General features: G+C 71.5%; 14 protein-coding genes and 3 pseudogenes. 13 read left to right on the top strand and 4 right to left on the bottom strand.

Annotated features, from left to right (window positions below; genetic code table 11):
• The first annotated feature begins 127 nt into the window (after window positions 1-127).
• A complete protein-coding gene (locus QA802_RS32365; protein WP_334535018.1) occupies window positions 128-2,383 on the top strand; it encodes a bifunctional salicylyl-CoA 5-hydroxylase/oxidoreductase in 2,256 nt (751 codons plus the stop codon).
• Between the two features lie 97 nt (window positions 2,384-2,480).
• Here QA802_RS32365 and QA802_RS32370 read toward each other — a convergent pair whose 3' ends face one another.
• Window positions 2,481-3,293 (bottom strand): PaaX family transcriptional regulator, encoded by an 813-nt coding sequence (locus tag QA802_RS32370; RefSeq protein ID WP_334530157.1) that lies wholly within the window; start codon window positions 3,291-3,293, stop codon window positions 2,481-2,483.
• A gap of 15 nt (window positions 3,294-3,308) precedes the next feature.
• Window positions 3,309-4,913 carry an AMP-binding protein gene (locus QA802_RS32375; RefSeq protein ID WP_334530160.1) on the bottom strand — a complete coding sequence of 535 codons (1,605 nt, stop codon included), beginning with the start codon at window positions 4,911-4,913 and terminating at the stop codon, window positions 3,309-3,311.
• 491 nt (window positions 4,914-5,404) lie between these two features.
• On the opposite strand from QA802_RS32375, the gene QA802_RS32380 reads away from it, so the two are divergent.
• The 3 genes and pseudogenes from QA802_RS32380 to QA802_RS32390 form a co-directional block, all read left to right on the top strand.
• Window positions 5,405-6,694, top strand: a complete 1,290-nt coding sequence (locus QA802_RS32380) for an acyl-CoA dehydrogenase family protein (RefSeq protein ID WP_334530163.1) — start codon at window positions 5,405-5,407, stop codon at window positions 6,692-6,694.
• Window positions 6,691-7,092 carry a RidA family protein gene (locus tag QA802_RS32385; protein ID WP_334530166.1) on the top strand — a complete coding sequence of 134 codons (402 nt, stop codon included), beginning with the start codon at window positions 6,691-6,693 and terminating at the stop codon, window positions 7,090-7,092. Before QA802_RS32380 ends, QA802_RS32385 begins: the two co-directional genes overlap by 4 nt.
• 56 nt (window positions 7,093-7,148) lie before the next feature.
• A pseudogene (locus QA802_RS32390) lies at window positions 7,149-7,331 on the top strand (HAD family hydrolase); the annotation flags it as partial.
• A gap of 71 nt (window positions 7,332-7,402) precedes the next feature.
• On the opposite strand, the gene QA802_RS32395 reads toward QA802_RS32390, so the two are convergent.
• On the bottom strand, window positions 7,403-8,071 hold the full coding sequence (locus QA802_RS32395; protein ID WP_334530169.1) for a TetR/AcrR family transcriptional regulator: 669 nt from the start codon (window positions 8,069-8,071) through the stop codon (window positions 7,403-7,405).
• A gap of 57 nt (window positions 8,072-8,128) precedes the next feature.
• Between QA802_RS32395 and QA802_RS32400 the strand changes: the two genes are divergently transcribed.
• The 8 genes and pseudogenes from QA802_RS32400 to QA802_RS32435 form a co-directional block, all read left to right on the top strand.
• On the top strand, window positions 8,129-9,577 hold the full coding sequence (locus QA802_RS32400; RefSeq protein WP_319168944.1) for an MFS transporter: 1,449 nt from the start codon (window positions 8,129-8,131) through the stop codon (window positions 9,575-9,577).
• 73 nt (window positions 9,578-9,650) lie between these two features.
• Window positions 9,651-9,857 (top strand): hypothetical protein, encoded by a 207-nt coding sequence (locus QA802_RS32405; protein WP_334530173.1) that lies wholly within the window; start codon window positions 9,651-9,653, stop codon window positions 9,855-9,857.
• Between the two features lie 58 nt (window positions 9,858-9,915).
• The gene (locus QA802_RS32410) at window positions 9,916-10,134 is read left to right on the top strand and encodes a helix-turn-helix domain-containing protein (protein WP_334530176.1); all 219 of its coding nucleotides are present in this window, start codon (window positions 9,916-9,918) and stop codon (window positions 10,132-10,134) included.
• A 128-nt stretch (window positions 10,135-10,262) separates the two neighbouring features.
• Window positions 10,263-10,697: a DUF6299 family protein gene (locus QA802_RS32415; RefSeq protein ID WP_319168947.1), complete on the top strand. Its 435-nt coding sequence runs from the start codon at window positions 10,263-10,265 to the stop codon at window positions 10,695-10,697.
• A 630-nt stretch (window positions 10,698-11,327) separates the two neighbouring features.
• Complete coding sequence (locus QA802_RS32420) at window positions 11,328-11,816, top strand: Zn-ribbon domain-containing OB-fold protein (RefSeq protein ID WP_334530181.1); 489 nt, start codon at window positions 11,328-11,330, stop codon at window positions 11,814-11,816.
• Between the two features lie 55 nt (window positions 11,817-11,871).
• Window positions 11,872-13,092: a CaiB/BaiF CoA transferase family protein gene (locus tag QA802_RS32425; RefSeq protein ID WP_334530184.1), complete on the top strand. Its 1,221-nt coding sequence runs from the start codon at window positions 11,872-11,874 to the stop codon at window positions 13,090-13,092.
• Window positions 13,093-13,287: 195 nt separating this feature from the next.
• Window positions 13,288-14,463, top strand: a complete 1,176-nt coding sequence (locus QA802_RS32430; protein ID WP_334530187.1) for an acyl-CoA dehydrogenase family protein — start codon at window positions 13,288-13,290, stop codon at window positions 14,461-14,463.
• Window positions 14,464-14,488: 25 nt separating this feature from the next.
• Window positions 14,489-14,890 (top strand): annotated as a pseudogene (locus QA802_RS32435) (electron transfer flavoprotein subunit beta/FixA family protein); the annotation flags it as partial.
• Window positions 14,891-14,960: 70 nt separating this feature from the next.
• On the opposite strand, the pseudogene QA802_RS32440 reads toward QA802_RS32435, so the two are convergent.
• Window positions 14,961-15,201: pseudogene (locus QA802_RS32440) on the bottom strand (IS200/IS605 family accessory protein TnpB-related protein); the annotation flags it as partial.
• 89 nt (window positions 15,202-15,290) lie between these two features.
• Here QA802_RS32440 and QA802_RS32445 point away from each other — a divergent pair.
• Window positions 15,291-15,911, top strand: a complete 621-nt coding sequence (locus tag QA802_RS32445) for a hypothetical protein (RefSeq protein ID WP_334530190.1) — start codon at window positions 15,291-15,293, stop codon at window positions 15,909-15,911.
• The last annotated feature ends 65 nt before the right edge of the window (window positions 15,912-15,976 follow it).

Genomic DNA, 15,976 nt, shown 5'->3' on the forward strand with positions numbered 1-15,976 from the left:
GACACCCGTTTCCGACACGGCAACGCACGCGACACCGGTTTCCGCGTTTTCCGAGGTGACATCCTCCCGGACACCGGTTTCCGAGACGAACCCAGAAACGCACGCCGCGGCCGGCCGTCCCCGGCGTATCGCGATCGTGGGCGGCGGTCCCGGCGGCCTCTACGCCGCCGCCCTGCTCAAACGCCTCGACCCCGCCCGCGAGATCACCCTCTGGGAACGCAACGCACCCGAGGACACCTTCGGCTTCGGCGTCGTCCTCTCCGACGAGACCCTGGGCGGCATCGAACACGCCGACCCGGACGTGTACCGGGCCTTGCGGAAGGACTTCGTCCGCTGGGACGACATCGACATCGTCCACCGAGGCGTCCGCCACACCTCCAAAGGGCACGGCTTCGCCGCCCTGGGCCGCCGCAGGCTGCTGGAGATCCTGCACGAGCGCTGCCGCTCCCTCGGCGTCGACCTGCGTTTCCGCACGCAGGCGCCGGCACCCGCCCACCTGGCGGAGGAGTACGACCTCGTCATCGCGGCGGACGGCGTGCACAGTGGCACCCGGGAAACGTACGCGGACGTGTTCAGCCCCCAGGTGACCGGCCACCGCTGCCGTTACATCTGGCTCGCCGCGGACTTCGCCTTCGACGCCTTCCGCTTCGACATCGCCGAGACCGAGCACGGCGTGATGCAACTGCACGGCTACCCCTACGCGGCCGACGCGTCGACCGTGATCGTCGAGATGCGCGAGGAAGTCTGGCGGGCAAGCGGTTTCGACGAACTCGACGAGGACGAGTCGGTCGAACGCTGCGCCAAGATCTTCGCCGAGGCGCTCGGCGGCCGCCCCCTGAAGTCCAACAACTCCGCCTGGACCGCTTTCCGCACGGTCGTCAACGCACGCTGGTCGCACGGCAACGTGGTGCTCCTGGGCGACGCGGCGCACACCGCCCACTTCTCCATCGGCTCGGGCACCAAGCTGGCCGTCGAGGACGCCCTGGCGCTCGCTGCCTGTCTGACGGAACACCCCCGTCTGCGCACCGCGTTGTCCGCCTACGAGGAGGAGCGCAGACCTGTCGTCGCCTCCACCCAGCGGGCCGCCCGCGCCAGCCTGGAGTGGTTCGAGAACATCGGCCTCTACCTCGGGCAGCCACCCCGGAGGTTCGCCTTCAACCTGCTCACCCGCAGCCGTCGCGTCACCCACGACAACCTGCGGCTGCGTGACCCCCACTTCACCGGCGCCGTGGAGCGGGAGTTCGGCTGCCCGCCCGGAACGCCCCCGATGTTCACCCCGTTCCGGCTGCGCGGCCTGACCCTGCGCAACCGCGTCGTCGTCTCACCCATGGACATGTACTCGGCGGTGGACGGGCTCCCCGGCGACTTCCACCTCGTCCACCTCGGCGCCCGCGCCCTCGGCGGAGCCGGACTGGTGATGACGGAGATGGTGTGCGTGTCCCCGGAGGGCCGCATCACACCCGGTTGCACCGGTCTCTACACCGGCCGGCAGACCGACGGCTGGCGGCGCATCACCGACTTCGTGCACGAACGCGCCCCGCAAGCCGCGATCGGCGTGCAGCTCGGCCACTCCGGACGCAAGGGCTCGACGAGACTGATGTGGGAGGGCATGGACGAACCGCTGCCGGACGGCAACTGGCCGCTCGTGGCCGCGTCCCCCCTGCCGTACAGAACGGGAAGCCAGACCCCGCGCCAACTGGGTCGCGCCCAACTTGTCGACGTGCGCGAACAGTTCACCGCCGCAGCCCGCCGGGCCGCCCGGGCGGACTTCGATCTCCTCGAACTCCACTGCGCACACGGCTACTTGCTGTCCGGCTTCCTCTCCCCACTGACCAACCACCGCACGGACGCCTACGGAGGCTCACTCGCCCGACGCCTGCGCTTCCCGCTCGAGGTCTTCGACGCGGTCCGCGAGGTGTGGCCGGCGGAGCGGCCCATGACCGTCCGCATCTCCGCCGCCGACTGGGCCGAGGGCGGCACCTCGACCGACGACGCCGTCGGTATCGCCCGCGCGTTCGCCGAGCACGGTGCCGACGCCGTCGACGTCTCCACGGGGCAGGTGGTGGCCGAGGAGCGGCCCGAGTACGGGCGCTCGTACCAGACGCCGTTCGCCGACCGCATCCGGCACGAGGTGGGCATCCCGGTGATCGCGGTCGGCGCGATCTCCTCCTGGGACGACGTCAACTCACTGATCCTGGCGGGCCGTACCGACCTCTGCGCCCTCGCCCGACCACACCTCTACGACCCGAACTGGACCCTGCACGCCGCCGCCGAACAGGGCTACACCGGGCCGGGCGCCGAATGGCCCGCACCGTACCGCGCGGGCAGCAGACCACCGCGCACCGGCCGGGCCGACGCCCCCAAACCCCGCCTGACCCTGTGAAGACGGGCGCAAAAGATCGGGAACTCCAGCAACTTTTTCCACTTCGTATGTCTTTCGCATGTCTGTCGGGAACCACGAGGCGGCGTCGCGCCCCGGCTCACACCCCGACGAACTCCGCTCCCGCGTCGCGCAGCCGCTCGTGCAGCCCCTGGAAAACGGCCGCCGAACGCGTGCCCGGCCAGTCCTGCGGCAGCAGCCGGGCGGGCAGTCCGGGATCGAGATAGGGCAGATGGCGCCAGGAGTCCAGCGCGAGGAGGTAGTCGCGATAGGCCTCCTCGGGCGGAGTGTCCGGACGCTGCTGCCAGTCCCGCAGCACGCGCGCGTGGCGGTCGAGGAACGCCTCGTGCTCCTTGGCGATGGCCGCCAGATCCCACCAGCGGGCGACGGCGTCGACGGTCGGCGCGAAGCCGAGATGCTCGCCCCGGAACAGATCGACGTACGTATCGAGACGCAGCCGCCGGAGCGTGTGCCGGGTCTCGTCGTACAGGCGCGCCGGGGCGATCCAGACCCCTGGGGTCGCTGTGCCGAACCCCAGTCCCGCCAGCCGCGACCGCAGCACATGCCGCTTCTGCCGCTCCGACTCGGGCACCGAGAACACCGCCAGCACCCAGCCTTCGTCCGCCGGAGGCGTCGTGGCGTAGACGCGCCGGTCGCCGTGCTCGAGCAACTGCCGTGCCTCAGCGGACAGTTCGTACCCGGCCGCACCCTGGGCGGTGCGCGCCGGCAACAACAGTCCGCGGCGTTTCAGCCGGGAGACCGAGGAACGCACGGAGGGCGCGTCTACGCCGACCGCGGCGAGCAGCCGGATCAGCTCGGCGACGGGCACCGGCCCCGGGACGAAGCGGCCGTACGCGCCGTAGAGCGTGACGATGAGAGACCGAGGTGCAGGCTGGTCGGACACGTTGATCATCTTAGGTCTTCGGCATCACGGCTGGTCACCTTCGGTGCAACCGCTTACGCGCAGCCTGAACCGCTGGAGCTTGCCGGTCGCCGTGCGCGGCAGCGCCTCCAGGAAGACCACCTCACGCGGGCACTTGTAGGGCGCGAGCTCCTCCTTGAGGTAGGCGCGCAGGGCCTCGGCGTCACGCCGTGCGCCCTCGCGCAGGACCGTGAACGCGACCACCGCCTGTCCACGCCGCTCGTCGGGTCGTCCCACGACCGCCGCCTCGAGTACGTCGGGATGCCGCAGCAGCGCCTCCTCGACCTCGGGCCCGGAGATGTTGTACCCGGCAGAGATGATCATGTCGTCGGCGCGGGCGACGTACCGGAAATAGCCGTCGGTCTCGCGGACGTAGGTGTCACCGGTGACGTTCCAGCCGTCGCGGACGTAACTCTGCTGCCGAGGGTCGGCCAGGTAGCGGCAGCCCACCGGGCCGCGCACGGCGAGCAGTCCGGGCTCGCCGTCCGGCACGGGCGCACCGGAGGCGTCCTGCACGCGCGCGTGCCAGCCGGGCACCGGAACGCCGGTGGTGCCGGGCCGGACGCTCTCGTCCGCGGCGGAGATGAAGATGTGCAGCAGCTCCGTGGCGCCGATGCCGTTGATCAGCCGCAGGCCGGTGCGCTCGTGCCAGGCGCGCCAGGTGGCCGCGGGCAGGTTCTCACCGGCGGAGACGCAGCGCCGCAGGGAGGACACGTCGTGGTCGTCGAGATCGTCGAGCATCGCGCGATAGGCGGTGGGCGCGGTGAAAAGCACGGACACGCGGTGCGCGGCGATCGCCGGCAACAACTGCCGGGGCGCTGCCTGTTCCAGCAGCAGAGCGCTCGCGCCGGCCCGCATCGGGAAGACGACGAGACCGCCGAGTCCGAAAGTGAAGCCGAGCGGTGGGCTGCCCGCGAAGACATCGTCCGCAAGCGGTTTCAGGACGTGTTCCGAGAAGGTGTCGGCGATCGCCAGCACGTCCCGGTGGAAGTGCAGACAGCCCTTCGGACGACCCGTGGTGCCGGAGGTGAACGCGATCAGCGCAATGTCGTCGGAAGCGGTTTCGACAGCCCGGAACGGCTCTGCCGGCGACGGTCGGTTCAGCAGGTCGTCGGGGCCGTCACCGCCGTACGTCGTGATCCGCAGACCGGGTGTTTCCGCCTTGACGAGGTCGTCGACGGCACGGATGTCGCACAGCGCATGCCCGACCCGCGCGATCTCGCACATGGTGCGCAGCTCGTGCGGCCGCTGCTGGGCGAGGACGGTAACCGCGATCGCACCCGCTTTCAGCACGGCCAGCCAGCAGGCCGCCAGCCACGGCGTGGTGGGCCCGCGCAGCAGCACCCGGTTGCCGGGGACGACCCCCAGGTCGTCGGTGAGCACATGAGCGATCCGGTCGACACGGACACGCAACTCGCCGTACGTCCACGACGGCCCGGACACGGTGTGGAACACGGGCCGCTCCGGCGCGGCCCCGTCGAGCAGCTCGGCGGCGCAGTTCACCCGGTCGGGGTAGTGCAGTTCGGGCAGCTCGAAGCGCAGCTCGGGCCAGTTGCCGGGCGGCGGGAGATGGTCGCGCGCGAAGGTGTCGACGTGGGCCGAGACGTTCATGGGTGTTCGCCCCCTTGCCTGGATGGACTGTCCGGCTGGGCTGCCCGGGAGGGCGTCGTCATCGTCGTGGGCTCGCGCAACGAGCGTATCGCGTTGGTGACGGCAGTCAACGGTACGCGATACCGTCGAAAGAGGGCACGGACGGTGCGACCGTACGGACCGCCCGGGAGCACCGCACGGGCGAGCCGCCCGACCTCCCGGGAGGGACACCCGGGTGCGCGGGATGCCGCCTGGCCACACGGAGGGGAAACCGGTCACGGAAACCGGCCAGGGGAAACCGGCCCGCACGCACGACCGGCAGGCCACGACCGACACGGGAGGACCGGGGTGCACGGACCAGCGGCGGACAGTCACCTCGTCCGCGACGTCCGCGACGGGCACCTCGTCCGCGACGTCCGCGACGGGCACCTCGTCCGCGACGTCCGCGCCGCGACCGGGCGGATCATTCACGGCAGAGGGGAAAGGCGATGCCCGCAGGGATGCCCGCAGCAATGCCCGCGTTCTCGATCGATCCGGCACGAGCCGCCTGGTGCGCCGAACTGCGCACCCTGGCCGCCGACCGGCTGCGCCCACTCGCCGAGAAGGGCGAACCGGGCCGGGTCAACCGCCCGCTCGTCGCCGAACTCGGCCGCCTGGGACTCTTGTCCCGGCTGTTCACCTCCGGCGCGGTCGACCTCTGCCTGATGCGCGAGTCCCTGGCGTACGCCTGCACCGAGGCCGAGACGGCGCTCGCGCTGCAGGGGCTGGGCGCACACCCGGTCCACGCGCACGGCACGCCCGTCCAGCGCCGCCGCTGGCTGCCCGGAGTCGCCGACGGTGCCGTAGTGGCGGCCTTCGCGCTGAGCGAGCCCGGCGCGGGCTCGGACGCGGCCGCGCTGTCCCTGGCCGCCGAGCGGGACGGAACGGCCGCCTGGCGGCTCACCGGCGAGAAGTGCTGGATCTCCAACGCTCCCGAAGCCGATTTCTATACAGTTTTCGCCCGCACCACGCCCAGAGTCGGCGCACGAGGCGTAACCGCTTTCCTGCTTCCCGCCGACCGCCCCGGCCTCACCGGATCCGCCCTCGACATGCTCTCCCCGCACCCCATCGGCACACTCCGCCTCGACGCCGTCCCGGTCACCGCGGACGACGTGCTCGGCGAGCCCGACCGAGGCTTCCGCGTCGCCATGGGCACCCTCGACCTGTTCCGCCCGAGTGTCGGCGCGTTCGCCGTCGGCATGGCACAGGCCGCGCTCGACGCCACCCTCGCCCACACCGCCCGCCGCGACGCGTTCGGCGGCAAGCTGCGGGATCTGCAAACGGTTTCCCACCAGGTCGCCGAGATGGCGCTGCGCACGGAGGCGGCCCGGCTGATGGTCCACGCGGCGGCGACGGCGTATGATGCCGCCGCCCCGGACGTCTCCCGGCGAGCCGCGATGGCCAAGCTGCTCGCCACCGAGACGGCGCAGTACGTCGTCGACGCGGCCGTCCAACTCCACGGCGCGCGTGCTCTGCGCCGAGGCCACCTGCTCGAGCACCTCTACCGGGAGGTGCGCGCACCACGGATCTACGAGGGGGCCAGCGAGGTGCAACGCGACATCATCGCAAGGGAGTTGTACGCGGAGCTCGCAAGGCGGACGGACCCCGGAGAGCAGGGTGTGCAGGCTGACCGAACCGAGCGAGGCGGCCGGGCGGCCCTGCGGACCGAACGGACACCACACGCCGCACAGGCCGAGCGAGCCCACCGGGAAGCCGAGCGAGCCGGCCGTGAGACCCGACGAGCCGACCGGGAGGCCGAGTGACCGTCGAGCGCGTCAACCCGCCCGGGCTTTCGCCGCCCACCGGCTTCTCCCACGCCGTTGTCGCCACCGGCAGCCGCATCGTCTTCCTGGCCGGCCAGACCGCGCTGGACACCGACGGGAAAATCGTGGGGGAGTCGTTGCCGGATCAGTTCGCACGGGCGCTCACGAACCTGCTGGCGGCGCTGACGGCAGCCGGCGGCACGTCGTCGGACCTGGCGCGCGTCACCGTCTACGTCACGGACGTCGCCGCCTATCGTGAGCACGCCGCCGAACTGGGCACGATCTGGCGGCGGTCGGCCGGCCGCGACTATCCGGCGATGGCGGTCGTCGGAATCGTCCGGCTCTGGGACGAGAGGGCACTCGTCGAACTGGACGGGTTCGCGGTGCTGGACCACTGACCACGCTCTCACGACACGGCCGTCGGGCAGCAGTTCGCCCGAGTCGTCGACCATGGCCCGAGCGATGCGCGGTGATCGAGGACAGCGCATACGGGGTGCAGGCAGCCCGGGCCGCCGGCATGCGGGCCTTCGGTTACTGCGGCGGCCTCACCCCTGCCTCGCGGCTGGAGGGACCAGGTACCGTCGTGTTCGACGACATGCGCAACCTGCCCGGACTGCTGGCAACTGCCACCGCCTGAGCGCGCACGGCCTCGTCGCCGGGGAGCGTCCGGCCACGGGTCAGGCGCGCATCGTCGGCGACGGAGAATCGTCAGCGGATGGCGAGAAGGCCGTCTACCAGAGCTTGGAGCCCGTCCAGGTAGGTGTCCTCGCCGGTCAGCAGTGCCCAGCGGTCCGCGATCTGCGCCAACCGGGGCAGCTCACCCGGGTCGAGATTGCCGAAGACCTGCTCCCGGTAGGTCCTTCGGTCGTCGTCTTCGCGCCGCCGGGCCGCCGTCGCCCTGACCACGATCTCTCCAGCGGTGTAGTACCAGATCGCGCGGTAACCGTGCACGGCACGCTCGGGGGACAGTCCGCATTCGACCAGGCCGTCGACGATCTGCTCGACAAACCACAGCGCCGACGTGGACATCAGGTCATCGGCGGTCAACACGTCCACGATCCAGGGACAGGCGGCGAGCGCCTCGTGGATCGCGGCGGCGGCAACGACGATCCGCCGGCGAGGGTGCTCAGGCAGTTCGGGTCGGCGCAGCGCCTGCGCCGCGTAGTCGTCCAGCAGCAGGACGAGCAGTTCCTCCTTGTTGCGGACGTGGTGGTAGAGCGCCATCGGCGTACTGCCGATCTCCGTGGCCAGCCGCCGCATGGTCAGCCGATCCACGCCTTCCTCAGTCACGATGCGGCGGGCCGTCCCGATGACCTCCTCGCGGGAGATGCGGGGAGGTCGGCCAGGAGATTTGCGCGGTGCGGACGGCTGCGGCATGCCCCCATCATTCCCCAGGTGTCGACAAGGACGATCCCCTGTCGCTAATTTACTTACATGTATAAAAACCCGTACGGGCGACGCGGAGTGGTGCTGGCGGCGGCGGCCGTCGCCCAGTTCGTCTTCGCTCTGGACATGTCGGTGGTCAACGTCGCACTGCCCGCAATCCGCACCGCGCTGGGATTCGCGCCGCTCGACCTGTCGTGGATCGTGCACGTCTACGCACTCACCTTCGGCGGACTGCTGCTACTGGGAGGCCGTGCGTGTGACCTGTACGGTCACCGTCGGCTGTTCGTGTCAGGCCTGGTCGTCTTCGGGCTGTGCTCGCTGGTGGGCGGGCTGGCCCAGGCGCCCTGGCAACTGATCGCTGCCCGCGCCGGGCAGGGCCTGGGTGCTGCCGCAGCCGCCCCAGCCGCTCTGGGCATGCTCACCACCACGTTCCCTGAGGGCCCTCGGCGTGTCCGGGCGCTCGGGGTGTGGAGCGCGGTGAACGCCGCAGGGGGAGCGCTGGGGGTACTGGCTGGCGGCCTGCTGACCGAGTACGCGGGTTGGCGTTGGGTGATGCTCGTCAACCTGCCCATCGTGGCGGCGGCTCTCGCGCTGGTTCTGGCAGGCGTGCCCGCCGAAGCGCAGCCCGACCGGCGCGAGAGGCTGGACGTGCTCGGCGCTGTCCTGGCGACCGGCGGAGTCGGGCTGCTGGTGTTCGGTGTCGTCCGCACCGACGCCCGGGGTTGGGGATCCCCGGCCACCGTGGCGACCCTCGCCGCTGCGGCCGCGCTCCTGGCCGCCTTCGTCTTCGCCGAATCCAGGGCGCCCGCGCCGTTGCTGCGCCTCGGCCTGCTGCGCAGCCGCTGGGTGGCCGGCGCCAACGTGCTGGTGTTCTTGGCCGCGGCCGGGCAGTTCACGGCGTTCTACTTCGTGTCCCTGTACCTGCAGCAGGTCCTGGGCATGGGTGCCGCGGCGACCGGCGCCGCGTTCCTGCCGTTCTCCGTGAGCCTGGTCGCCGGCGCCGTCGTCGCGACCCGCGTCACCGCGGCACGCACCCCCCGAGCCGCCCTGGTGCCCGGCGCTCTGCTGGCCGCCGTGGGCCTGGCCTGGTGTGCCTTCATCAGCCCCGGCGGCGGCTTCCTCACCGACGTGCTCGGTCCCTGCGTCATCACTGGCGTAGGCGTCGGACTGGTCATGGCTCCTGTCGCCGCCGCCGCGACCACCGGCGTCGCCTCCCGCGAGGCGGGCACGGCCTCCGGCCTTTTCAACAGCTCCCGCCAACTCGGCGGCTGCGTCGGCCTGGCCGCTCTGGCCACCATCGCCGCACTCCGCACCGGCACGGCCACCGACCCCGCTGCCCTCAACGACGGCTATGCCCTGGGCCTTGCCGTTACCGCCGGCCTCTTCGTACTCGCGGCAGTCGTGGCGATCGGGGTGTTGCCCCGACGTCAGGCCTCCCTGCCTGACCCGCAACCCGCCGCCCCCACAAAGAACCGACTGGAAGGAACGCCGTCATGACGTCGACCCCCATCGACCTGTTCGTCTCCGCGCTGCAGTTCCCGACGGCGATGTCCGAGCCGCCGAACGGCAGATGGTGAGCGGTGACTCCGGCGCCTGGCAGATCACGACGTTCCACGTGGAGACCGGTGTCGACGTTCACGCCGACCACTGGGAGATGCACCCGGATGCCGAAGAGGCGGTGTGCAGCCTGACGGGCGGTGTGCGCCTCTACGCGAAGCGTCGCGGTGACCTTCCGGCGGAGCCGGACAGAGAGGCACTGGCCGCCGGTAGCCGGTGACACGTTGAACGAATGTTCTGCCTGGTGCCAACGGTTCGGCTGTTTCTGCGATGCTCGCATGCAGCGTCGGTACGTCTTCAGGGTGTACCCGGAGCCCGGCCGGCAGGGCGCGTTGGCGAGGGCGTTCGGGTGCGCCCGCGTCGTGTTCAACGATGCTGTGCGGGCCCGCCGCGACGCCCGCGCGGCCGGGGAGAAGTACCCGACGTCCGCCGCGCTGTCCAAGGCGCTGATCTGCGCCCGGCCCGGAGTCGTCGCCGGGGCACGTCCGAAAACGTGACAGCACCAGGACGACTCCCGGACGGTACGTCGACGGCCGGTGCGGACTCGCCACCGAAGGAGTGACGATCACCGTTCCGGACGCGCGCGCCCGGTACCAGTGGAGGCCCCACAACAGGAGGTTCTGCCATGTTCTTGCGCCCCGCCCTGTCCGCTGCCGCCGGCGCCGCCCTGCTTCTGCTGGCCGCGCCCGCGGTCGTCGCCGTCGCAGTCCCAGGCCCGACGGAGTCCGTCACGGTCGACCCGGTCGGCCGCATCGCCGCCGACGGCACCGTCACGCTCTCCGGCACCTACCGCTGCGTCGCCGGCACGGGCCCGGTCTTCGTCAGCTCCTCGGTCGGCCAGGCCTCCCAGGACGCCACGCACGGCATGGGCGGCACCCGAGCGGTGTGCGACGGTGCCGAGCACACCTGGAAGAACACCGGCAAGGCCACCCCCAACGACCTCGCCCCCGGCGCGGCGCGCGTCGAGGCCACCCTGATGGAACTCCGTTCCGACGGCGGCCTGCCCCTGCCCCGCTTCCACGCGACACAGAAGCGGGACGTCACGTTGACCGAGAGCTGATCCGGGCAGTTCCCGCGCGGCGGTCCACGGTGCAGGCACGCGGTGCAGGCACGCGGTGCACGCACGCCATGCACGCCATGCACGCCATGCACGCCATGCACGCACATGGTGCAGGCGACGACCGGCCGGGACCGCCGAACGCGGGTGGCGACGGCGACGGCCAGAAGACGAAGGCGACGGCGGACACCCGCGCACCGGCCAGATGCCAGTGTTTTCGCCGTCGCCCGGGCCCCCGGGCGGCTCGGCCGGCCCCCGGAGCCCCAGGGCGGCGCGGCCTACGCCGCCGGTGTGCCGACCGCCCCGACCTGTCCGGGGCCATACCGCGAAGCCTCGGCGTCCCTCTCGACCGGCTCGCGTCGAGGCAGCTGAGGCGAGCGCGTTCCGAGCTGCTCCCCGGGTGACGGGCTCATCGGCTCGCTGGCCCTGACCTGCGGCCGTGACTCCCGGGACCCGATGCCGAGGGTAGTGCCGGGAGACCCTTTCCGACCTCGGTCGACGGCGCGTTTTCCGCGCACAAACCTGCGTCAGCTCGTCGTTGACCGGCGATCCGCGGCCGGTCAGGGTGATGGGGACGGGCGGGCCATTCCGATCGCCTGTTTCCGGTCACCGAACCGAGTCCAGGAGGCCGCGGTGCTCCAGACGCAAACCCGTGCACACGACGAACTAGCGGACGGCCCCGAAGCGGTCGCCGTCGACGCGACCCCGCCGGACATGTCGCCGGACATGCCGCCGGACATGCCGCCGGACATGCCGCCGGACATGCCGGAGGCACCGGCTGCCGGCCGCGAGCTCTTCTTCCAGCGTTGCCGGTGGTGTGGCACCCCGGGCTACCGGCGCTCCTTCTGCCGCGCCTGCGGATCCGTGGCTTTCGTGCTGGAACGCAGCGCGGGCCTCGGAGTCGTCGTGCGCCGAAACGGCCACGCCCAGCACAACACGTGGTTCGTCGCGATGGACGAAGGCTTCAACCTGCTGTGCCGGATCGTCGGCACGGCGCCGTTCGTCGTGGCGGTGGGGGCACGCGTGACCGCCGTACGGACCGTCGCGCCCGCCGGCCGGGGCATCCCCACCGTCGAGCTCACCGACCCGGTCCCGGTCCAGCCGTCGCAGAGCTGGTGGTGACGGGATGCGGCGCAGCAGACAGCAGTCCGGGCGTGATGATCGGAGAGGAGGGTGTGTGAGCACCCAGCATGACGTGGCGGACGTGCCGGACATATCGGGAGCCGGACGCGGCGCGCTGGACGGTCTGCGCATCGCGGACTTCTCACGGGTCCTCGCCGGGCCCTACGCCACCATGCTCCTCGGCGACCTGGGCGCCGACGTGGTCAAGGTCGAGCGGCCGGGCATCGGGGACGAGACGCGGGCCTGGCACCCTCCCGCGGACAGCGACGGCACGTCCACCTATTTCCTGAGCGTCAACCGGAACAAGAGGTCGGTCGTCCTCGACCTGGCCACGGAGTCCGGCCGTGAACAGGCCCGAGCCCTGGTCGCCGAGTGTGACGTGGTGGTGGAGAACTTCCGCCCCGGCACGATGGAGCGTCTCGGCCTGGGATACGACGAACTCCGCGCCCGTAAACCGGAGTTGGTCTACTGCTCGATCAGTGGGTTCGGCAGCGGCGCGGGCGCCTCGATCCCCGGATACGACCTGTTGGTGCAGGCTGTCGGCGGTCTGATGAGCGTGACCGGCGCCGCGGACGGCGAGCCGGTGAAGGCGGGCGTGGCCCTGGTCGACGTCATCACCGGCCTGCACGCCTGCCTCGGTGTCCTCGCGGCCCTCCGGCACCGCGACGCCACCGGGCGGGGTCAGCGGGTGGAGGTGAACCTGCTCGGCTCGCTGCTGTCCGCGATGGTCAACCAGGCGTCGGCGTTCGCCGTCGCCGGCGTCGTGCCGGGCCGCATGGGCAACGCGCATCCGAGCATCGCCCCGTACGAGACCTTCCCGACCGCTGATCGCCCCATCGCGCTCGCCGTGGGCAACGACCGGCAGTTCGCGGCGCTCGCCGTGGCCGCCGGGGATGCCGGTCTCGCTCTCGACGACCGTTTCCGCACCAACGCCGACCGGGTCGCCCACCGCGCCGAACTGCGGGACATCCTGACCGAGCGGCTCGGCGCGGCAGGCGCGGACCACTGGTCGACCGTCCTGCTGGCCGCCGGGGTGCCCGCCGGACCCGTCAACACCCTCGACGACGCCTTCGCCTTCGCCGGTCGACTCGGCCTGCCCGGCATCGTCGACATCCCCGCCGCTCCCGCCGACGGGGAGGCGAGCCGGCCGTCCCGCCAGGTCGCGCACCCCATCGCGCTGAGCGAGACGCCCGCGCAGTACCGGCTGCCCCCGCCCCGTCTGGGCCGGCACACCACGCAGATCCTCCACGGCCGGCCGGACGAGCCCCGACCGTGACCCCGCGTGACCCCGCGTGCCCCCGGAACGCTCCCCGACTTCCGGCGTCATCGGCGCCCTGCCGAACCGACGACCCGGATGCCCCGACCGAACCGACGACCGGCATGGCCCGACCCGGCCGACGACCCGGACCATCCGGACGACCCGGTCGACTCGAACCACCCGTATATCCACCCGCGTGACAAGGAGCTCATCATGAGTGGCAAGCCGCTGAAGGACCCTCTCGACCTGCTCGACATCGCCTCCACCCTCACCGACGAGGAGCGCGAGATCCAGGCCACCGTGGCCAAGTTCCTCGCCGACCGGGTGCGACCGCACGTCGGGGAATGGTTCGAGAACGCCCACTTCGCCCGCGAACTCGCTCCAGAACTCGGCAAGTTGGGGGTTCTGGGCATGCACCTCGAAGGCTACGGCTGTGCCGGCACCAACGCCGTGTCCTACGGCCTGGCCTGTCTGGAACTGGAGGCGGCGGACTCCGGCTTTCGCAGCTTCGTCTCCGTGCAGGGCTCGCTGTCGATGTTCTCCATCTGGAAGTGGGGCTCGGAGGAGCAGAAGCGCGAGTGGCTGCCTCGCCTCGCCGCGGGTGAGGCGATCGGCTGCTTCGGCCTGACCGAGCCCGACTTCGGCAGCGACCCCGCCGGGATGCGCACCCGGGCCGTGCGCGACGGCGGCGACTGGATCCTGAACGGCTCCAAGATGTGGATCACCAACGGCGGTATCGCCGATGTGGCCACCGTGTGGGCGCAGACCGAGGACGGCGTCCGCGGATTCCTCGTGCCGCGCGGCACGCCGGGCTTCACCACGCAGGACATCAAGCAGAAGATGTCGCTGCGCGCCTCCGTCACCTCGGAGCTGTACTTCGACGACGTGCGGCTGCCCGACTCGGCGCGGCTGCCGCTGGCGGAGGGTCTGCGCGGCCCGCTGTCCTGCCTGAACGAGGCCCGCTTCGGCATTCTGTTCGGCGTCGTCGGCGCGGCCCGGGACAGCCTGCAGGCGGTCATCGAGTACGCCGACTCGCGCGTGCAGTTCGGCAAGCCGATCAGCGCCTTCCAGCTCACCCAGAAGAAGCTCGCCGACATGACCGTCTCCCTGGGCGGTGCGGCGCTGCTCGCCCTGCACCTGGGCCGGCTGAAGGACCAGCACCGCATCCGGGCCGAGCAGATCAGCGTGGGCAAGCTCAACAACGTCCGGGAGGCGATCGCGATCGCGCGGGAGTGCCGCACCGTCCTGGGCGCCAACGGCATCTCCCTGGAGTATTCGCCGCTGCGGCACGCCAACAACCTGGAGTCCGTCCTCACGTACGAGGGCACCAACGAGATGCACACGCTGGTCGTCGGTCAGGCGGTCACCGGCTACCCGGCTTTCCGCTGACCGCCACGGCTGAAGGAAGACGACCGTGAACATCGTCGTACTCGTCAAGCAGGTCCCGGACACCGCTGCCGAACGCACCCTGTCCGAGGTCGATCACCGCCTTGACCGCGAGAGCGCCGATCTCGTCCTGGACGAGATCAACGAGCGCGCCGCGGAGGAGGCGCTGACCCTGAAGGAGGCGGTGGGCGCCGAGGTCACCGTCGTGTCCATGGGACCTGACTCCGCGCTCGACGCCGTCCGCAAGGTCCTCGCGATGGGCGCCGACCGCGGAATCCACGTCTGCGACGACAGACTCGAGGGCGCCGACGTCGTGACCACCGCGCAGGTGCTGGCGGCCGCCGTACGGGCAGTGGCGGACGTCGACCTGGTCTTCGCGGGCAACGCGGCGACCGACGGACAGACGAGCGCGGTCCCCGCCGTCGTCGCGGACCTGCTCGGCCTTCCTGCGCTGACGCATGCGCGGGAGCTGACCGTGGAAGCGGGTGGCCTGGGAGGTGCCCCCAGCCGGATCGGGTGTTGCTGGGCGCGCCTTCCGATCGCCACGGCGGCAGCCTCATGGCGAGTGGTCTTACGAGTCGTGCTGGTGAGGGGTTTGTGCCAGTGCTGGGCTCCCCAGCGGCTGGTGTAGGCGGGGTCGACGGCGATGACCGCGATCCCCGTCTGATCCGTCATCGAAGCCAGCCGGGCGCGCAGGCGGCCGGTGGGCATGCCGGAGATCAGCTTGCGGAAGCGTCTCCTTGAGCACACTCCAACCCGAGCAGCTCCGACCCCGGCCCCGCCCCCTTCCGGACCAGCCGACAACACCTCGACGAAGCGGTGACCCACCCGTGCCCACCGAACACGCGTGTCAGTCCGCGGCTGAACTCGCCGCAGAGCACCTGGACGCGCTGCGCCCATTCCTGCAATCCGGTCATCCGCACGGAGAGGACGGGGGCGGCATCGGAGACTGGCCGCTGGGCGCGTCGGCCCTGCTCGTCGTCCTCGCCGGCCTCCAAGCCGATCGGCCCGGGGAGCAGGCGCTCTGGCACGCCCATGCCGGCGATCGGATCCGCGAAGCCCTGGGTCTGCCCGCCGCCAGGACCGAGCAATTCCCGGCGCGGCGGCAACCACGGGGCTGGGACGCTTTGGCAGTCGTGCAGCACAAGGCACAAGAGCTGCTCACCGACCTGTCCGACGGCTGCGGCCCGGGTCGGTCGGGTGCGTTGTCAGGACGGCTGGCGCGGGTGGAGGACGCGCTCGCCGGCGCCCTGCGGCGGATGGCCGTGCCGGAGGAGGCGTCGACGCGCTGCGCTGCGGGGCTTGCGGAAGCCGCCGGTTCACTGTTCGGACTGCGCCCGTCCTCACCCCCCGCCGTCCCGCCCCACCCCACCACGCCGCCTCTGCCGGCGACCCCGCCGGTCGCGAACCCCGCGCTCCCGCCCGACTTGACTGCGAGGATCCTCTTCTAGCCCTTTCTAGCCCTTTCTAGCCCTTCTAGCTCGGTTCTCGACGCGGCCGCGCTGCCCTTAGTGGC

Origin of the sequence: Streptomyces sp. B21-105, assembly GCF_036898465.1 — a bacterium.
GTDB lineage: Bacteria > Actinomycetota > Actinomycetes > Streptomycetales > Streptomycetaceae > Streptomyces.